Annotated in this window: 20 protein-coding genes; 10 read left to right on the top strand and 10 right to left on the bottom strand. The window is 57.5% G+C overall.

What is annotated here, in order from left to right:
* Positions 1-2: 2 nt before the first annotated feature.
* On the top strand, positions 3-824 hold the full coding sequence (locus tag THS5294_RS15120; RefSeq protein ID WP_058124402.1) for a 4-(cytidine 5'-diphospho)-2-C-methyl-D-erythritol kinase: 822 nt from the start codon (positions 3-5) through the stop codon (positions 822-824).
* On the opposite strand, the gene THS5294_RS15115 is transcribed toward THS5294_RS15120, so the two are convergent.
* On the bottom strand, positions 821-1,822 hold the full coding sequence (locus tag THS5294_RS15115) for a polyprenyl synthetase family protein (RefSeq protein WP_058124401.1): 1,002 nt from the start codon (positions 1,820-1,822) through the stop codon (positions 821-823). The two genes, THS5294_RS15120 and THS5294_RS15115, sit on opposite strands and share 4 nt — an antisense overlap.
* A 51-nt stretch (positions 1,823-1,873) precedes the next feature.
* On the opposite strand from THS5294_RS15115, the gene THS5294_RS15110 reads away from it, so the two are divergent.
* The 3 genes from THS5294_RS15110 (at position 1,874) to THS5294_RS18150 (ending at position 3,098) form a co-directional block, all read left to right on the top strand.
* Positions 1,874-2,089: a putative signal transducing protein gene (locus tag THS5294_RS15110; RefSeq protein ID WP_058124400.1), complete on the top strand. Its 216-nt coding sequence runs from the start codon at positions 1,874-1,876 to the stop codon at positions 2,087-2,089.
* Complete coding sequence (locus THS5294_RS15105; RefSeq protein ID WP_058124399.1) at positions 2,086-2,829, top strand: tRNA1(Val) (adenine(37)-N6)-methyltransferase; 744 nt, start codon at positions 2,086-2,088, stop codon at positions 2,827-2,829. Before THS5294_RS15110 ends, THS5294_RS15105 begins: the two co-directional genes overlap by 4 nt.
* Positions 2,830-2,933: 104 nt before the next feature.
* Complete coding sequence (locus tag THS5294_RS18150; protein ID WP_072936598.1) at positions 2,934-3,098, top strand: YdcH family protein; 165 nt, start codon at positions 2,934-2,936, stop codon at positions 3,096-3,098.
* Here THS5294_RS18150 and THS5294_RS15100 read toward each other — a convergent pair.
* Positions 3,095-4,045: a transcriptional regulator GcvA gene (locus tag THS5294_RS15100; protein WP_058124398.1), complete on the bottom strand. Its 951-nt coding sequence runs from the start codon at positions 4,043-4,045 to the stop codon at positions 3,095-3,097. The two genes, THS5294_RS18150 and THS5294_RS15100, sit on opposite strands and share 4 nt — an antisense overlap.
* Positions 4,046-4,153: 108 nt before the next feature.
* On the opposite strand from THS5294_RS15100, the gene THS5294_RS18405 reads away from it, so the two are divergent.
* Positions 4,154-4,300 (top strand): hypothetical protein, encoded by a 147-nt coding sequence (locus tag THS5294_RS18405; RefSeq protein ID WP_158508606.1) that lies wholly within the window; start codon positions 4,154-4,156, stop codon positions 4,298-4,300.
* A gap of 70 nt (positions 4,301-4,370) precedes the next feature.
* Here the strand turns inward: THS5294_RS18405 and phbB are convergent, their stop codons facing one another.
* The 3 genes from phbB to THS5294_RS15085 form a co-directional block, all read right to left on the bottom strand.
* Positions 4,371-5,096 carry an acetoacetyl-CoA reductase gene (gene phbB / locus THS5294_RS15095; protein ID WP_038004202.1) on the bottom strand — a complete coding sequence of 242 codons (726 nt, stop codon included), beginning with the start codon at positions 5,094-5,096 and terminating at the stop codon, positions 4,371-4,373.
* 60 nt (positions 5,097-5,156) lie between these two features.
* The gene (locus tag THS5294_RS15090; RefSeq protein WP_038004200.1) at positions 5,157-6,332 is read right to left on the bottom strand and encodes an acetyl-CoA C-acetyltransferase; all 1,176 of its coding nucleotides are present in this window, start codon (positions 6,330-6,332) and stop codon (positions 5,157-5,159) included.
* A gap of 163 nt (positions 6,333-6,495) precedes the next feature.
* The gene (locus THS5294_RS15085) at positions 6,496-7,329 is read right to left on the bottom strand and encodes an EAL domain-containing protein (protein ID WP_058124397.1); all 834 of its coding nucleotides are present in this window, start codon (positions 7,327-7,329) and stop codon (positions 6,496-6,498) included.
* 120 nt (positions 7,330-7,449) lie between these two features.
* On the opposite strand from THS5294_RS15085, the gene THS5294_RS15080 reads away from it, so the two are divergent.
* On the top strand, positions 7,450-8,025 hold the full coding sequence (locus THS5294_RS15080) for a DNA-3-methyladenine glycosylase I (RefSeq protein WP_058124396.1): 576 nt from the start codon (positions 7,450-7,452) through the stop codon (positions 8,023-8,025).
* A 7-nt stretch (positions 8,026-8,032) separates the two neighbouring features.
* Here the strand turns inward: THS5294_RS15080 and THS5294_RS15075 are convergent, their stop codons facing one another.
* Complete coding sequence (locus THS5294_RS15075; protein WP_058124395.1) at positions 8,033-8,485, bottom strand: Lrp/AsnC family transcriptional regulator; 453 nt, start codon at positions 8,483-8,485, stop codon at positions 8,033-8,035.
* Positions 8,486-8,557: 72 nt separating this feature from the next.
* On the opposite strand from THS5294_RS15075, the gene THS5294_RS15070 reads away from it, so the two are divergent.
* Positions 8,558-9,148: a LysE family translocator gene (locus THS5294_RS15070; protein ID WP_058124776.1), complete on the top strand. Its 591-nt coding sequence runs from the start codon at positions 8,558-8,560 to the stop codon at positions 9,146-9,148.
* On the opposite strand, the gene THS5294_RS15065 is transcribed toward THS5294_RS15070, so the two are convergent.
* The gene (locus tag THS5294_RS15065) at positions 9,145-9,669 is read right to left on the bottom strand and encodes a TlpA family protein disulfide reductase (protein WP_058124394.1); all 525 of its coding nucleotides are present in this window, start codon (positions 9,667-9,669) and stop codon (positions 9,145-9,147) included. The two genes, THS5294_RS15070 and THS5294_RS15065, sit on opposite strands and share 4 nt — an antisense overlap.
* Before the next feature lie 28 nt (positions 9,670-9,697).
* On the opposite strand from THS5294_RS15065, the gene argH reads away from it, so the two are divergent.
* The 3 genes from argH to THS5294_RS15050 all read left to right on the top strand — a co-directional run bounded on the left by argH (position 9,698) and on the right by THS5294_RS15050 (position 12,866).
* Positions 9,698-11,101, top strand: a complete 1,404-nt coding sequence (gene argH, locus THS5294_RS15060; RefSeq protein WP_058124775.1) for an argininosuccinate lyase — start codon at positions 9,698-9,700, stop codon at positions 11,099-11,101.
* Between the two features lie 202 nt (positions 11,102-11,303).
* The gene (gene greA, locus THS5294_RS15055; RefSeq protein ID WP_038004190.1) at positions 11,304-11,774 is read left to right on the top strand and encodes a transcription elongation factor GreA; all 471 of its coding nucleotides are present in this window, start codon (positions 11,304-11,306) and stop codon (positions 11,772-11,774) included.
* A gap of 9 nt (positions 11,775-11,783) precedes the next feature.
* On the top strand, positions 11,784-12,866 hold the full coding sequence (locus THS5294_RS15050; RefSeq protein WP_072936599.1) for a hypothetical protein: 1,083 nt from the start codon (positions 11,784-11,786) through the stop codon (positions 12,864-12,866).
* A 6-nt stretch (positions 12,867-12,872) separates the two neighbouring features.
* On the opposite strand, the gene THS5294_RS15045 is transcribed toward THS5294_RS15050, so the two are convergent.
* The 3 genes from THS5294_RS15045 to nth are packed head-to-tail and all read right to left on the bottom strand — an operon-like array spanning position 12,873 to position 14,931.
* Positions 12,873-13,256, bottom strand: a complete 384-nt coding sequence (locus tag THS5294_RS15045) for an HIT domain-containing protein (protein WP_058124392.1) — start codon at positions 13,254-13,256, stop codon at positions 12,873-12,875.
* Between the two features lie 47 nt (positions 13,257-13,303).
* Positions 13,304-14,290: an adenosine kinase gene (locus THS5294_RS15040; RefSeq protein ID WP_058124391.1), complete on the bottom strand. Its 987-nt coding sequence runs from the start codon at positions 14,288-14,290 to the stop codon at positions 13,304-13,306.
* Positions 14,287-14,931, bottom strand: a complete 645-nt coding sequence (nth, locus tag THS5294_RS15035; RefSeq protein WP_058124390.1) for an endonuclease III — start codon at positions 14,929-14,931, stop codon at positions 14,287-14,289. Before nth ends, THS5294_RS15040 begins: the two co-directional genes overlap by 4 nt.
* Between the last annotated feature and the right edge of the window lie 2 nt (positions 14,932-14,933).

The following is a 14,933-nucleotide window of genomic DNA, read 5'->3' as shown; positions in this document are numbered from 1 at the left end:
TCGTGACAGCCACGACCCAAGAGTTCGCGCCTGCGAAGATTAACCTCACGCTCCATGTCACGGGACAGCGAAGCGATGGATACCATCTGCTCGACAGCCTCGTGGTTTTTGCGGATGTGGGCGATGGGCTGGCGGCTCAGTTGGGTGGCCTATCCCTTTCTGTAACGGGGCCGTTTGCGCAGGGCGTGCCGACGGGGCCAGAAAACTCAATACTTAAGGCCGCAGCACTGCTTGGGGTCGACGGTCAGTTTCACTTGACAAAAAACCTGCCCCACCCTGCCGGGATCGGAGGTGGGTCCGCAGATGCCGCAGCCGCAGTACGCGCCTTATGTCACCTAACGGGCCAATCCCTGCCCCCACCACAGGCGCTGTTGCCATTGGGTGCGGATATGCCCGTGTGCCTATCACCGCGGCCGCAACGAATGACTTCGATTGGTGAAGACGTCGCCCCAGTCGAGGCTTTGCATCCCATGTGGGTGGTGCTGGTTAATCCCGGCGTTCCCACGCCGACGGGGCCAATTTTCAACGCCCTACCGACCAAAAACAATCCGCCCATGGGGCCGGTACCCCACTTTGCATCGCTGCACGATCAACTGGCTTGGCTCAGAGAACAGCGTAACGACCTAGAACCCCCGGCCCGAACGTTGTGCCCAGAAATAGCTGAGGTTCTTGCTGCGATCACAGCCACTGATGCGGGGCTTGCGCGGATGTCCGGCTCAGGCGCTACTTGCTTTGGGCTATACACATCAGAGGCTGCTGCAAACACAGCCGCCGCGCAATTGAGCAGGTCCAACTGGTGGACCCGTGCCGCAAAGGTGCTTTAGCGGACGCGCGCGACCACGTAGTCCGCAAGATCAATCAACATGTCGCGCAAGGGATGCTCTGGCATGGACGCCATCGCGGATTTCGCAACCTCGGCCCAACGCAGCGCCTCTTGGCGGGTCTGCTCAAGCGTGCCGTATTTCTCGATCAGCGCCATGGCGTGTTCAAGATCGCCTTCATCCTGACGCCCTTTTTCGATCGTCTTGACCCAGAACGCGCGTTCTTCATCGGTGGCCTGCGCCACGGCGCGGATGACCGGCAGGGTCAGTTTACGCTCCCGGAAATCATCGCCAACATTTTTGTCGAGGGTCGTGCCCGCGCCGCCATAGTCCAGATAGTCATCCACAATCTGAAAGCTCACGCCGAGCGCGTCACCAAAGATGCGCAGGGCGGCAACGGTCGCGTCGTCTTGGCCTGCGATCACACCGCCAACCTCGGACGCGGCTTGGAACAAAGCCGCTGTTTTGCCGCGGATCACTTGCAGATAGATCGCCTCAGTCGTCGCCAGATTGGAGGCAGCCGTCAGTTGCAGTACCTCGCCCTCAGCAATAGTTGCAGATGCGTTGGCCAGGATATCCAGCACGCGCAGACTATCGGTTTCGACCATCAACTGGAACGCACGCGCGAACAGATAGTCACCAACTAGGATTGAGGATTTGTTGTCCCACAACAGGTTCGCCGTTGGACGGCCCCGACGCTGACCGCTTTCGTCCACCACATCATCGTGCAGCAGGGTCGCAGTGTGAATAAATTCAACGGTTGCAGCGAGCTTTTGGTGATGCTCACCCTCATAGCCGAACATCCGCGCGCAGGCGAGCGTTAGCATAGGGCGCACACGTTTGCCGCCAGCCTCGACCAGATGGGCCGTGACCTCCGGAATGCGCGGGGCATGTTCAGACGCCATACGCGCACGGATCAGGTGGTTAACAGCCTCCAGATCAGCGGCGAGCGTAGTCGCCAGAAGTTCGTGGGGCTTTTGGACAGCGGTATCCAAACTCATCTTTGCGACCTTTGGCTCGACAGCGCCCTAACCGGCGCCTAACTGATGGGTATGAAAGAAATCCTTCGCACCAATGAACCAACCGCCATTGCCTTTGCCAAGGCCCTCTTACAGGGGGAGGATATAGAGTGGTTTGAAATGGACGTCCATATGAGCGTCCTAGAAGGAAGCATTGGCGTATTGCCGCGGCGGCTTTTGGTGGCGGAGCGCGATTATTTCATGGCAAGCGCGACATTGCGCGACAACGGCATCACGGTAACCGGGTGATCGAGACAACATTTGATAGTTTTTTGGGCGGCAAGGTGCAGGTGCATCAACCGCGCGACGGCTACCGGGCCGGGACGGACCCGGTGTTGATGGCCGCCGCATGCCCCGCCGCCGCTGGCGAAAGCGTGTTGGAGCTTGGCTGCGGCGTTGGTGTCGCCAGCTTGTGCCTTTTGGCGCGGGTACCCCAAGCGCAGGTAACGGGCTTGGAACTGCAACCGGACTACGCGGCCTTGGCCAGAAGCAACGCCCAAGGCCTGCCGTTTGAAGTCATTGTAGGCGACGTGGCGGCCCCGCCTGCGGAATTGTCCGCACTCAACTTTGATCATGTCATCTGTAACCCGCCCTATTTCGCCCCCAAGGCCGGGACCGCATCGACCAACGCGTCGCGCGAAACCGCATTGCGTGAGGATGTGTCACTGGCCAAATGGATCGACGTGGCGACCCGTCGCCTGCGACCCAGGGGCACGTTAACCATGATCCTACGCGCGGACCGGTTGGATAGCTATTTCCAAGCCATCGACGCACGGATGGGCAGTCACATCGTGCTTCCGTTAACATCTCGGGCCCAAAAACCGGCGCAGCGTGTAATATTCTGCAGCCGCAAAGGCGGACGCGCTGGCCTGCAAATGTGCCCCCCGATGGTGTTGCATGAAGGGCCACAACATTTTGAAGATGGGGATGATTTTACCAAAATCGCCTCAGACGTTTTACGCGGCGGCGCGGCAATTCACTTGAAATAGATAAAACTTGTTATATTCGTCGCCCGGATGCCGAACAAAATTACGTGACAGGACTCAGTTCTTGTGGTGAGCTTTTAATATTCATCACTAGAGAGGAGATATACATGTCGCTGACGTCGCATCTGCAGAGCCTACGCAAAAAGCACGAGCATCTCTCAAAACAAGTGGAAGAAGCCCAACGAAGTCCCGGAACGGACGGACTTGAAGTCGTCTCTTTGAAAAAGCAGAAGCTACAGCTCAAACAAGAAATTGAGCGCCTCTCCGCCTAACCCCCAATATCATCTGCGCGGACCATGTGCCGACCTTGGCCGTGGTCCCGCATTTTGCACGTTTCAACCCGCAACCATTCGAGAAACGCTTTGAATTGCGGCTTTTCCTCGGACCCTTTTGGACACAGCACCCGAAAATGTGCATCCGTTGAGATCGCTGTCTTGAATGGTGCAACCAGGCGTCGATCACGCAACGCCCGATCCGTCAAAGTAATCCGCCCCAAAACAACACCTGCCCCGGCTTGGGCGGCATCGATGGCGTGATCCGCTTGGCTGAAACGTGCGCCATGGATTTCGCCCAACTCTAGGCCATTTGCCCGAAACCAAGCGGTCCAGTCACAGGCCGGACGCAGCCACGCGATATCATCTTGGTGTAGCAACGGTGCGTTCAATAAGGATTCTGGCGTCGGAAAGCGCGCAGCAAGGTCAGGGTGCATCATTGGGGTGAGCCATTCACCCACGATTTTTTCACTGTAAAGATTCGGACCATCATCCCCACCGAAGCCAAACCGGATGGCGATATCGATGTCATCCCGCTCAAAATCCATCAGCCGGAGGCTGGCCGCGAACCGCAATTCGATCTCTGGGTGGCTCTGAGCGAAATCAAAAAGCCGCGGTGCCAACCATTTGGCCGTAAAAGCTGGGCCAGCCGTGACCGTAAGCACGCCTGTATCCACCGTTCTCCCCGCCGCCCGCCACGCAGCTTGCAGCATCTGAAAGGCGTCCGTAGTGCCCGGTGCCAGAGCCTTGCCAGCCTCCGTCAACTCAACCGCGCGGTTGAGCCGCCGAAACAAGGGCGCGCCGAAGTGTTCTTCCAGTGATTTGATCTGAAAGCTCAGCGCCGCTGGGGTGACGTTCAATTCATCCGCAGCCCGTGCGAATGACATGTGCCGCGCAGCAGCTTCAAAGGCCCGCAAAGCGGTAAGGGGAGGAAGACGATCAATCATATCAGTTAAGTATAACTTATCTGACGCGTTTGAAAGTCTCGTTTGTGAAAAAGAACGCGGAGGCGCATGTTGAGCCATAGAAATTGCAACATGCTAAGGAACACTGACATGGAACATCAATTGCACACAATACCGCTGCAACAAGCGATTGAAAACGCCCACAAAGAACGGGCCGCTGCCTTTACTTCACTTTGGAAAAATTGGTTCGGGCTTCGCGCAGCATTCGCCCCGCTAGCCGTTATGCAAGCGACTTAAGCACAGCTTTAACGCAAAAAGGACCGGCACTACATGGCCGGTCCTTTTGAATTTCTTATCCTCGCAACCCTTAGACGAAGAACTGGCCACCGTTGGCAGAAATCGTCGAACCGTTGATGAAGCCCGCATCATCCGACGCAAGGAACGCTACACAACGTGCGATCTCTTCTGGCTCACCCAGACGGCCCGCTGGGATTTGCGGGATAATCTTGGCGTTCAACACTTCCTCAGGGATTGCGCGCACCATTTCGGTACCGATGTATCCGGGGCAAACAGCGTTGGCTGTGATGCCTTTGGCGGCACCCTCTTGAGCCAGCGATTTAACGATACCCAGATCGCCCGCCTTGGTCGCGGCGTAGTTAACCTGACCGGCTTGGCCTTTTTGACCATTGATCGAAGAGATCACGATCACACGTCCAAAGCCACGCTCACGCATGCCGGGCCACACGGGGCGCACAGTGTTAAACACACCTGTCAGGTTCGTATCGATGACTTTTTGCCACTGCTCGGGCTTCATTTTGTGAAAGAAGCCATCCCAAGTGATGCCGGCGTTTGCCACCACGACATCAACAGGGCCAAGGTCGGCTTCGACTTGCGCGATGCCAGCTTCAGACGCTGCGTAATCCGCCACGTCCCACTTGTAGGTTTTGATGCCAGTTGCGGCAGTGAAGGCAGCCGCTTTTTCATCGTTACCAGCGTAGGTTGCCGCAACTTCGTAGCCGTCAGCCTTTAGTTTTTTGGAAATCGCTTCGCCAATACCGCGCGATCCGCCGGTGACCAGTGCAACTCGTGCCATGGATTTTCTCCTCAGAAGTCTAGAAATAAGGGCGGGTTTTAGCCCGCCCGTTTTTGATGATTAGGGACGCTCAACACACAGAGCGACGCCCATGCCGCCACCGATGCAAAGCGTGGCGAGGCCTTTTTTGGCATCACGACGTTGCATTTCGAACAGCAAGGTATTGAGAACACGACAACCCGAGGCACCAATGGGGTGACCAATCGCGATGGCGCCGCCATTAACGTTTACGATCTCCGGGTCCCAGCCCATGTCTTTGTTCACAGCACATGCTTGCGCCGCAAAGGCCTCATTGGCTTCGACAAGATCAAGATCACCAACCGACCAACCGGCTTTATCGAGCGCCTTGCGCGACGCGTAGATCGGGCCGACGCCCATGATCGACGGGTCAAGACCAGCAGTTGCGTAGGATACGATGCGCGCCAACGGCTGAATGCCACGCTTTTCGGCGGCATCGGCAGACATCAGCAATGTCGCGGCAGCACCGTCGTTCAGGCCAGAAGCATTTGCCGCAGTCACTGTGCCATCTTTGGTGAAAGCGGGGCGCATTTTTTGCATCGCTTCCAGCGTGGCACCGTGACGGATATACTCATCTTTATCAACGATGATGTCACCCTTGCGGGTTTTCACGGTAAAGGCCGCGATTTCATCATCAAATTTGCCAGCTTTTTGCGCCGCTTCTGCCTTGTTCTGCGAAGCGACCGCGAATTCGTCCTGCTGATCACGCGAAATCTGCCATTTCTCAGCGACGTTTTCGGCGGTTTGCCCCATGTGGTAGCCGTTGAAAGCATCCCACAGGCCATCGCGGATCATCGTGTCGATGAACTTCATGTCACCCATTTTTTGACCGGCACGCATTGCAGCGGCATGGGGTGAAAGCGTCATGTTTTCCTGACCGCCAGCGACAACCATTTCAGCATCGCCGAGCATAATGTGCTGCGCGCCCAACGCGACTGCGCGCAGACCGGAACCACATACTTGGTTAATGCTCCAAGCAGCAGCCTCCTGCGCGAGGCCTGCATTGATATGCGCCTGACGTGCAGGGTTTTGGCCTTGGGCGGCGGTGAGCACTTGGCCCAGAATTGTTTCGGAAACTTCGGCTTTATCCACGCCGGCCCGCTCAACCACAGCTTCGATAACAGCAGCACCAAGATCATGGGCGGGGGTGTTGGCAAACGACCCCCCAAAGCTGCCAACCGCGGTCCGCGCAGCTGAAGCAATCACTACATTCGTCATTCATCTTACCCTTCTGAGGGCGCGACCACCCCAACCCCTTAGTGGGCCAAGCCCTCGCGCATGTCCTAGGGTTTGGTTAACGCGAGTCTTTGAACGGAGTAAGCGGACACGGTGTCTCACCCGGCGCATACCTGCCGATAGGTCCCATGCGCCCAGCGCATAGCTAAGCTGACATCTGGCTATGCTTTTGCACAGGTTGCTGTAACCACAAAGGGTTCGTTTCCGGGCGGCCGTAGTAATAGCCCTGCATGCAATCGATGCCCGCCTTCGCCAAAAAATCAGCCTCTTCCTGCGTCTCAACGGCCTCGGCCACGGTGAACATATCGAACTGTCGCCCGATCTTGATAAGGGCTTCGGTCAGCACCTGATTGTTCGCATCATGATGAACACCGCGCGTGAATTGCCCATCAATCTTGAGAATGTCGAAATAGAAGTCTTTGAGGTACCGAAACGAGGTATGACCCGCCCCAAAATCATCCAATGCAAAGGTCACGCCCTGCGCCTGAAACCGCTGCATGAAGGCCATCACCGCCTCAGGCATTCGCATGGCTGAACTCTCAGTAATCTCAAGGATCAAACGCTCACCCAAAGTAGGGTCATTGCACAAAGCACGCTCCAGTATGCGCGTCCATTGCGGATGACCAATTGAGCGGGTGGACATGTTGATGGCCAAGCGCAAATCGGGCTTGCGGCGCAGCGCATCAATGCCACAGCGAAGCGCGGCGCAGTCGATGTCGCGCCCGATATCATGATGCTCGACCAGCGGCATGAACTCAGCCGCCGGAATAATCCGGCCAGCACTATCCAAAACACGAATTAACCCCTCATAAAACGCCGGGTGATAGGGCTTCTGCGACTGAACGATAGGCTGGAACGCCAACATGCAATCGCCTCGTTCGAGCGCGGAAGCCACCATAGACAATATGGCCTGATCTCTCTGAACAGCGTCCGTACTGGCGGATTGTTCCTGATCGGGTTTCATAATTTCTTGTGCCATAATGTGCTATCCCTCTCACCAAATTCACAGCAATCATGGCTCCGAAACCCTTTCTGAATTATTAAATGTTTTATTTTTGTTCTTTTTACTTCACCTTTCCCTAAAATGAAGGAGACCTCTATGGATCGCTGCGGATGGTGCGGAGTTGACCCCGTTTACGTGGACTATCACGACACTGAATGGGGCGTTCCCGAATGGGATAGTCGCGCCCTATGGGAGAAGTTGATTTTAGATGGGTTTCAAGCAGGCCTTAGCTGGATAACCATCTTGAAAAAGCGGAATAATTTTAGATCTGCTTTTGCAAACTTCGATCCCAATGAGATCGCAACCTGGGGTGAAAAAGAGGTTGAAATTCTTGTTCAGAACGCAGGAATTATTCGGCATCGAGGCAAGATTGAAGCGGCCATCGGCAACGCCCGCGCGTGGCAGAAAATCGAGCAGCGCGAAGGGTTCGATACGTTCCTTTGGGGCTATATGGAGAACAAACCGTTACAAAATTCTTGGGCGAGTTTGGCCGATGTTCCAGCCCATACCCCGCTTTCGACTCAGATCAGCAAGGACCTCAAGAAGGCCGGATTTCGATTCTGTGGCCCCACGATTGTTTATGCGTTCATGCAAGCAACCGGCATGGTGAACGATCATTTGGTCGGCTGTCCCCGCCATGCTGAGGTCGCCGCCATGCAGCCGACCTCATAGACATAGCCTAGGCGCGCTCATCCTTGGGCGAGCCCATCACAACATAGCTGGTAATGGCGTGGACCTGTGGCAGTGTTCCCAAAATTTCGGTGTGGAACACTTTGTAGGCCGCCAAATCCTCAACCTCGACACGTAGCAGATATTCAACCGAGCCAGTGATGTTGTGGCACTCCCGCACCTCGGGACTTCGGGAAATCGCGCGCTCAAAAGCCTCTTGGCTGGCCTTTGTGTGATCGTTCAAACCGACGGTAATATAGGCCGTAAATCCCCGCCCGATTTTGAGCGGATTTACGACCGCACGGTAGCCAGTGATAACACCGCTCCGCTCCAATTCCTGAACGCGGCGCAGGCACGCGGAAGGCGACAATCCTACGCGTTCGGCCAGATCAATGTTGGACACGCGCCCATCATCGGAAAGTACGCGCAATATATGCGTATTTATAGCATCAATCTTCATCATTTATTGCAAAATTAGCGGATAAACCCGTGAAAACGCAAGCACATGCACAGTGTTTACGTTCTTTATTGCGCCATGAGTTATGAAATCCTCCTCGCCCTGACCGGGTTTGCCTTTGTCAGCTCCATCACCCCGGGGCCCAATAACCTGATGCTTATGGCCTCCGGCGCAAACTTTGGGTTTCGCCGTACGGTGCCGCATATGCTGGGCATCGGGATCGGCTTTACGCTGATGATATTTCTGGTGGGGATGGGCTTGGCGCAGGTGTTTGACGCGTTTCCGGTCCTGCACACCATCCTCAAGATCGCGAGCGTAGCATACCTATGCTGGCTCGCATGGAAAATCGCCCATTCCGGCACCCCAAAGGAACAAGGCGCGGGCCCTAAACCCTTGACCTTTTTGCAGGCGGCGGCTTTTCAGTGGGTCAACCCAAAGGCGTGGACCATGGCCCTGACAGCGATCACGATCTATGCGCCAGATAGGTCCGTTTGGGCGATCGGGGCCGTGGCCCTCGCGTTTGGCGCGGTGAACCTGCCATCGGTTTCGACGTGGACGGTGCTCGGCCAACAAATGAAGCGCGTCCTGACCAACCCAAGCCGGTTGCGCGCCTTCAATTGGACGATGGCCACGCTGCTAATGGCGACACTCTGGCCCGCGCTGGCCTAATCCGTAAGAAACCCCTCCAAAAGCGCAATCGCCTCGGCACTGTCCCATTCAGCCTCACCCGGAAGCGAGGCGATTTCGTTGCCCTCGGCATCCAGAATCACCGTGTGTGGCAGCCCCTTCACCCCGAAAGCCTGCGCCAACTCAGTGGTGGGATCACGGTGCAGGGGCAGATTCTCAATGTTGGCACGGTCCCAGAATTTCTCCATCGCCATCGGGTTGTGCCGCCCAAAGGCCATCGTAACGACCTCAATGCCCTCATGGCCCATCATGGCCTGCAAACGATCCAAGCCGGGCATTTCTCGCTTGCACGGGGCGCACCAAGTCGCCCAGAAATTAAGGACAACCACGTCACCCGCATAGACGCTGAGGTCCATTGGCACCCCATCAATTGTCACGAACGACGTCACAGCGGGCGCTTTGGGCGCGGCATGGACCTGTAGCTTTTCGAAGCCGCCGGCCAGCGCGCTGTTTGCACCCAAGGCCAAGGCACCGTATAGCAGTCCGGCGCAAATTGCCCGCATGTTTCACTCCCATTTCTGGACCACTTCCATGACCCAATCCAACGATGCCGCCAGCTCCAACGCGATGTGGGGCGGGCGTTTTGCAGAAGGCCCCGACGCAATCATGGAGGCCATCAACGCCTCCATCGGGTTTGACAAGCGCATGGCGCGCCAGGACATCACCGGGAGCCGCGCACACGCTGCCATGCTAGCCGCCCAAGGCATCATCTCAGATACCGATGCAGAAGCGATCCGGGAAGGCCTCCTCACGGTTTTGTCAGAGATTGAGACCGGGACGTTCGAATTCTCAACCAAATTAGAAGACATCCACATGAACGTGGAGGCGCGTCTGACCGCATTGATCGGCGCACCAGCGGGGCGGCTGCACACCGCACGGTCGCGCAACGATCAGGTCGCGCTCGATTTTCGCATGTGGGTCCGCGACCAAGCCGACGCCGCAATCGACGCACTAAGCGCGCTGTGTAAAGCACTTGTGGCGCAGGCCGAGGCGGGGGCCGAATGGGTCATGCCCGGCTTTACCCACCTACAAACGGCACAGCCTGTGACGTGGGGCCATCACATGCTGGCCTATGTTGAGATGTTCTCACGCGATTTGACCCGTTTTGCGGACGCCCGCGAGCGAATGAATGAATGCCCCTTGGGGGCTGCCGCTCTTGCGGGCACATCATTCCCAATTGACCGCGAAATGACCGCCAATGAGCTGGGCTTTGATCGACCTGCCGCCAACTCGCTCGATGCGGTCTCTGACCGCGATTTCGCGCTCGAATTCCTGAGCTGTGCGTCAATTACCGCGATGCACCTGAGCCGCCTGTCAGAGGAACTGGTCATCTGGTCCTCAGCGCAATTCCGCTTTGTGCAACTGTCGGACAAGTGGACGACGGGTTCCAGCATCATGCCCCAAAAGAAAAACCCCGATGCCGCAGAGCTGATGCGCGCCAAAATCGGGCGGATCTTCGGGGCTCAAGTCGCCCTCACTATGGTGATGAAGGGACTGCCGCTGACCTATTCCAAGGACATGCAAGAGGACAAAGAGCAGGTGTTCGACGCCGCCGATAACCTGATGCTGTCGCTTGCGGCAATGACCGGCATGGTGTCGGACATGCAGGCTAATGTTCCCAGCCTTGAGGCCGCCGCGTCCAGCGGGTTTTCAACCGCGACCGATCTGGCGGATTGGCTGGTGCGGGCCCTCGACATGCCCTTCCGGGAGGCGCACCACGTCACAGGCACACTCGTTAAGATGGCCGAGGACAAAGGCTGCGATCTGCCCGACCTTACGCTTGAGGATATGCAGGCCGTACACGGCGCAATCACCACGGATGTGTTCACCGTTTTGGGTGTCCACAATTCTGTGGCCAGCCGCACGGCCTATGGCGGCACCGCACCCGTCAACGTGCGCGCGCAGGTCAAACGCTGGCAGGGGATCTACGCATGAAGCCCGCCGCACTGATCCTATGCATGGTCATCCTCGCCGCTTGCGGCGTGGATGGCGCCCCCAAACCGCCCTCCGGTGGCGAAAAAACGGTCGTTTCGACCAACTGATGCGTGCTGCGCCCCAGCGGGCGTTGCAACGCGCACGGCGCAATCATACAGTTAACGTGAAGTCCTGGTCAGGTCGGCCGGGTAGGAGACGTTTCATGGAAAAATTCCCAATGACCCCCAAGGGGTTCGTGGCGCTTAACGTAGAGCTCAAACAGCTCAAATCAGTCGAGCGTCCCGCTATCATCAGGGCCATCGCCGAGGCTCGGGAACACGGCGACCTGTCGGAAAACGCCGAGTATCACTCTGCGCGCGAAAAGCAGTCGTTCATTGAAGGCCGCATCAAGGAGCTTGAGGGCACCATTGGTCTGGCTGAGGTGATTGATCCCGCCACCCTGTCGGGCGCCATCAAATTTGGCGCGACCGTCACCATCGTGGACGAGGAAACCGACGAGGAAAAAACCTATCAGATTGTGGGTCAAACCGAGGCTGACATCGAAAACGGCCTGCTGAACATCAAATCGCCCATCGCCCGCGCCCTGATCGGCAAGGAAGAAGGCGACAGCGTCGAGGTGCGCACACCCGGCGGCGTCAAAGACTACGAAATCCTGACCGTCGCATTCAAATAGGCGCTTCCTATGACCAGCTCAGCCCCACAGCCGCCAAAACCAACCAGTGATGACACTGGCACTGGTTCTGGGGCCGCGAAGCGAATCGCATCAATGGGGCTTAACACCTATAGCCAGCGCGATGCCCCGAGCCTGATCTCAACCATTGAGATCGTGGCCATTGTGCTGAGCATCCTGTGGGTGCTGGTCGTCAGCTACTTTTATCTAACGGTTGAGTCTGCCGCAGGCGGCGAGGAAGCCCCACTGACGTCTTTGATGACCATGGTTGGCGTCATCCTACCGCTGGCCGTGATTTGGATCGGGGCGTCTGCGGCGCGTACCGCGCGCACCATGCGCGAAGAAAGCGCACGTCTTCAGGCCGCCATCGACGGGATGCGTCACGCCTATGTTGAGCAGCAGCAGATGGCGGGTATGTCGATCAAACGCTCGATGGAAGCCAAAATCGATTCGATCTCCAAGGCGCAGGAGCGGGCTGAAGCCGCAATCGCAGGCATGGCCCGAACAGCAGCCCCGGAGCCAGCAACCCCCGAGGTAACAGCCGAAGCTGCCCCACAGATGGAGATCACCGATCAACCGCCCCTCGCATTGGGCACCCCTGCAGAGGCTCTGCCCGCAGGTGATCCGCTCACGATGGGTGAATTTATTCGCGCCGTGAATTTCCCCGAAAACGAGAAAGACAAAGAGGGCTTTCGCACCCTCCGCCGCGCTCTCAAGGACCGGGCTGCGGCGCGGTTGATCAACGCAGCCCAAGACGTGCTGACCCTAATGAGCCAAGAAGGCATCTATATGGATGACCTCACGCCAGACCGTGCGCGCCCCGAAATTTGGCGCCAATTTGCGCAAGGCGAACGCGGTCGTGAAATTGCGTCTTTGGGCGGTATCCGGGACCGGTCCTCGCTCACGCTTTGTGCGGGGCGGATGCGCTCGGACCCTGTGTTCAAGGACACTGTGCATCACTTCTTGCGCCAGTTTGACCGCACGCTCGCGCAAGCAGAGCCGCGCATGACCGACGTGGAATTGACCCAGCTGGGCAATACCCGCACGGCCCGCGCCTTTATGTTGTTAGGGCGCGTGACCGGAACGTTTGACTAAACGGCTCTAGCCTGCGGGCTGCAAAATACGCCCAAGACCGCGCCCAGCCACAAGGTGGATGTGCATGTGAGGCACCTCTTGGATGGCGTCTTCACCTGCGTTGGTGATCAGCCGGAACCCGTTGCCGCCCTCACCCGGTTGAACGCCCAGTTGGGCGCAGAGTTTACCGATGGTGCGGGTGAAATCGACGATCTCAGCCTCTGATGCTTCGAGCGCAAAGTGATCATAGCAAACATATGCACCCTTCGGGATGACCAGCACGTGGTGCGGCGCCTGCGGGGTAATGTCGTTGAAGGCGAGCGTATGCTCGGTCTCCATCACAGTGCTATTGGGAATTTCACCGCGCAGGATTTTGGCAAAAATGTTCTGGGTGTCGTAGGTATAAGGCATCCGGGTCTCTCAATTAGCAAACAATGTGGGTGGGTCCGACGGCCCGATCAAACGAGGCCTTGTTCCTTGAACACCGCGAGCAAATCCACCTCGGGGCGGGGTCCAATGTGGCCAATCACTTCGTGCGCACAGATGACACCCATTTTCGCGGCCGTCTCAAGGTCTTTGCCCGTCGACAGACCATAGAGGAAGCCCGCCGCGAACTGATCGCCCGCGCCTGTCGCATCGACCGGGGTGATGGTTTTGACCGGCACTTCGATCTGCGCACCATTGGCCCAGACCCAAACCGGCTCACCGGAGCGGGTGCAGGCGACGATGTCACACACGGCTGCGGCCTTAGTCAGTGCCGCCTTCAGATCGTCAGTTTCATAGAGCGTCATCCACTCCTGATCGTTGCCGATAGCAATATCCATGTCCTCAGCGATGAGGCGCTGAAAATCATCGCGATGACGGTCGGCGCAGAACGGGTCCGACAGGGTAATCGCGGCGCGCCCACCGGCGGCTTTCATATCCTTCGCGGCCTCAGAGAACGCGGTTTTCCCCTCATCCTTGTCGAACAGATATCCCTCAAGGAACAACAAACCACCGCCCGCAAACACGTTCTCTGGCACGTCCTGAGACGACAGATCCGCCCCCGCACCGAGGTAGGTGTTCATCGACCGCTCACCATCAGGCGACACAAAGATCATCGAGCGTGAGGTCGGCAGATCAACACCCTTGGGTGGGTTGGGAAACGCGGTGCCCGACTGCGCCAACGCATCGGCATAGAACTGGCCCAAGGCGTCATCCTTTACCTTGCCGATGAACGCGGTCTTGAGGCCCAGCGCGCCAATGCCCGCAATCGTGTTGGCCACCGATCCGCCCGGGGTCTCAACCCGACCATCCATCGCAGCATAAAGCAACTCGGCACGGTCACGCTCAATCAGCTGCATGATCCCCTTCTCGATCCCCATCTGGTCGAGAAACGTATCAGGCGCGGTTGAGATTACGTCCACAATCGCATTGCCGATGCCGATGACGTCAAATTGGCTCATTGGGTCTTGTCCTCATAGGGGCAAAGGTCGCGGATGATGCAGGTTTGGCACATCGGCTTACGCGCTTTGCAGATATAACGGCCGTGTAAAATCAGCCAGTGATGGGCGTGGTGTTGGAAGGGCACGGGGACATGGTCCTCAATCGCGCGTTCCACAGCATCGACATCCTTGCCGGGGCAAATGCCCGTCCGGTTGCCAATGCGAAATATATGGGTGTCGACGGCCTGCGATGGATGCCCCCACCACATGTTCAGCACAACATTCGCCGTTTTACGCCCCACACCGGGCAACGACACAAGGGCCGCGCGGGAACATGGAACCTCACCGCCGTAGTCATCCACGAGGATGCGGCTCAGCTTCATCACGTTCTTGGCCTTGTTCCGGTACAGGCCGATCGTCTTGATATGCTCAATCAGGGCCTCTTCGCCAAGGTCGAGCATCTTTTGCGGAGTATCGGCCACCTTGAACAACTCATGCGTGGCGCGATTGACGCCAACGTCCGTCGATTGCGCCGACAGCGCCACGGCCACCACAAGCGTGTAGGCGTTGGTGTGGTTAAGCTCACCCTTGGGTTCCGCCTCATGGGCCTGAAACCGCTCAAAAATCTGGGTAAGGGTGTTGTAGTCCATCTGCTTTGCCATCC

This window comes from Thalassobacter stenotrophicus (assembly GCF_001458315.1).
Classification (GTDB): Bacteria; Pseudomonadota; Alphaproteobacteria; order Rhodobacterales; family Rhodobacteraceae; genus Thalassobacter; species Thalassobacter stenotrophicus.
Note: the sequence above shows the minus strand (reverse complement) of the source record. Positions and strands in the feature narration are given on the sequence as shown.

What these genes read in the sequence shown, in the direction of transcription:
- THS5294_RS15115 (WP_058124401.1), bottom strand. Translation starts at nt 1,822, where the DNA reads ATGAGTTTGGATACCGCTGTCCAAAAGCCCCACGAACTTCTGGCGACT.
- THS5294_RS15110 (WP_058124400.1), top strand. Translation starts at nt 1,874, where the DNA reads ATGAAAGAAATCCTTCGCACCAATGAACCAACCGCCATTGCCTTTGCC.
- THS5294_RS18150 (WP_072936598.1), top strand. Translation starts at nt 2,934, where the DNA reads ATGTCGCTGACGTCGCATCTGCAGAGCCTACGCAAAAAGCACGAGCAT.
- THS5294_RS15100 (WP_058124398.1), bottom strand. Translation starts at nt 4,045, where the DNA reads ATGATTGATCGTCTTCCTCCCCTTACCGCTTTGCGGGCCTTTGAAGCT.
- THS5294_RS18405 (WP_158508606.1), top strand. Translation starts at nt 4,154, where the DNA reads ATGGAACATCAATTGCACACAATACCGCTGCAACAAGCGATTGAAAAC.
- phbB (WP_038004202.1), bottom strand. Translation starts at nt 5,096, where the DNA reads ATGGCACGAGTTGCACTGGTCACCGGCGGATCGCGCGGTATTGGCGAA.
- THS5294_RS15090 (WP_038004200.1), bottom strand. Translation starts at nt 6,332, where the DNA reads ATGACGAATGTAGTGATTGCTTCAGCTGCGCGGACCGCGGTTGGCAGC.
- THS5294_RS15085 (WP_058124397.1), bottom strand. Translation starts at nt 7,329, where the DNA reads ATGGCACAAGAAATTATGAAACCCGATCAGGAACAATCCGCCAGTACG.
- THS5294_RS15080 (WP_058124396.1), top strand. Translation starts at nt 7,450, where the DNA reads ATGGATCGCTGCGGATGGTGCGGAGTTGACCCCGTTTACGTGGACTAT.
- THS5294_RS15075 (WP_058124395.1), bottom strand. Translation starts at nt 8,485, where the DNA reads ATGATGAAGATTGATGCTATAAATACGCATATATTGCGCGTACTTTCC.
- THS5294_RS15070 (WP_058124776.1), top strand. Translation starts at nt 8,558, where the DNA reads ATGAGTTATGAAATCCTCCTCGCCCTGACCGGGTTTGCCTTTGTCAGC.
- THS5294_RS15065 (WP_058124394.1), bottom strand. Translation starts at nt 9,669, where the DNA reads ATGCGGGCAATTTGCGCCGGACTGCTATACGGTGCCTTGGCCTTGGGT.
- argH (WP_058124775.1), top strand. Translation starts at nt 9,698, where the DNA reads ATGACCCAATCCAACGATGCCGCCAGCTCCAACGCGATGTGGGGCGGG.
- greA (WP_038004190.1), top strand. Translation starts at nt 11,304, where the DNA reads ATGGAAAAATTCCCAATGACCCCCAAGGGGTTCGTGGCGCTTAACGTA.
- THS5294_RS15050 (WP_072936599.1), top strand. Translation starts at nt 11,784, where the DNA reads ATGACCAGCTCAGCCCCACAGCCGCCAAAACCAACCAGTGATGACACT.
- THS5294_RS15045 (WP_058124392.1), bottom strand. Translation starts at nt 13,256, where the DNA reads ATGCCTTATACCTACGACACCCAGAACATTTTTGCCAAAATCCTGCGC.
- THS5294_RS15040 (WP_058124391.1), bottom strand. Translation starts at nt 14,290, where the DNA reads ATGAGCCAATTTGACGTCATCGGCATCGGCAATGCGATTGTGGACGTA.
- nth (WP_058124390.1), bottom strand. Translation starts at nt 14,931, where the DNA reads ATGGCAAAGCAGATGGACTACAACACCCTTACCCAGATTTTTGAGCGG.